The sequence below is a fragment of the Bradyrhizobium niftali genome, assembly GCF_004571025.1.
Lineage (GTDB): Bacteria > Pseudomonadota > Alphaproteobacteria > Rhizobiales > Xanthobacteraceae > Bradyrhizobium > Bradyrhizobium niftali.
In genome coordinates, this window is sequence record NZ_SPQT01000117.1 from 1 (window position 1) to 1,304 (window position 1,304).

The following is a 1,304-nucleotide window of genomic DNA, read 5'->3' on the forward strand; positions in this document are numbered from 1 at the left end:
TTCGCGAGTTCGTCCATCACTTGCTTAGTCGCTCGATACGCCAGATCAACAATCTCGTCGATCTCACTCTCGGACACAACGAGCGGGGGGGCAAAGCCCAGAATATCTCCGTGCGGCATTGCTCGTGCGATAAGCCCCCTATCACGAGCAGCCTTTGAGATTCGGGCGCCCACCTTTAGCTGCGGATCAAATCGCCGTTTCGTCTGGCGATCCGCAACGAACTCGATCGCTCCAAGCAAGCCCACGCCCCGAACTTCGCCGACGATTTCTAGCTGGGCAAACCGCTCTTTTAGGCGCTTAAGAAAGTGCGAGCCGACAATTCTGGCGCGGTCGCTTAGTCGCTCGTTCTCCACGATATCGAGGACTGCGTTGGCGGCAGCGGCAGCAATCGGATGACCTGAATAGGTGTATCCGTGCGAAAATGCACCGACTCGATCCGCTGCTTCCTCCATAACACGGTACACTTTCTCACCGACGATAGCTCCCGAGAGCGGGACGTAGCCTGATGTCAGGCCTTTGGCGACTGTCACAAGATCTGGCTCAATTCCGTAAAGCGTGCTGCCGAAGTCAGCGCCGGTTCGGCCGAATCCACATATCACCTCGTCGGCGATCAGAAGCACGTCGTAGCGCCTCAGCACGGCCTGAATTTCACGCCAGTAGCCAGTTGGAGGCGGTGTAATCCCCCCTGTACCCAGCACCGGCTCTGCGATAAAGGCCCCGATCGTTTCGGGCCCTTCTCGCACGATCAGCTCTTCAAGCTCGACTGCACGCCGGCGAGAGAAATCCTCTTCCGTTTCGCCTGGCTCGGCACCCCAATAGTAGTGCGGTGTGCCCGCGTGCAAGACACCTTGAAAGGGTAGGTCCATGTGATCATGGTAGAACGACATACCAGTCATAGAACCGGATATGACTGAGCATCCGTGATATCCGCGTTCACGGGAGATAATCTTCTTCTTCTTGGGCTGTCCACGTAGATTGTTGTAATACCACACCAGCTTGGCTTGTGTTTCGTTGGCGTCCGATCCGGACAGCCCAAAGAATACCTTGCTCGGCTTACCTGGCGCCATTCGGATGAGACGATCAGAGAGGGTCGCCAGCTCTTCCGTCGTGTGGGCCGCGTAAGTGTGGTAGTATGCCAATTTGTAGGCTTGGCGCGCGATGGCTTCAGCCACTTCAGTCCGGCCGTAGCCAATATTTACACAATACAGACCAGCAAAGCCATCTATGTAACTACGCCCCTGCGCGTCTTCAATGCGGATACCCTTACCCCCAGTGACGATGGTGGGATCACCGATCTTACCAGT

1 protein-coding gene is annotated in these 1,304 nt (G+C 56.3%); it reads right to left on the reverse strand.

Annotated elements, in window-relative coordinates; all coding sequences use genetic code 11:
* A partial coding sequence (locus E4K65_RS46650; protein ID WP_135179757.1) for an aminotransferase occupies window positions 1-1,304 on the reverse strand: 1,304 nt, incomplete at both ends.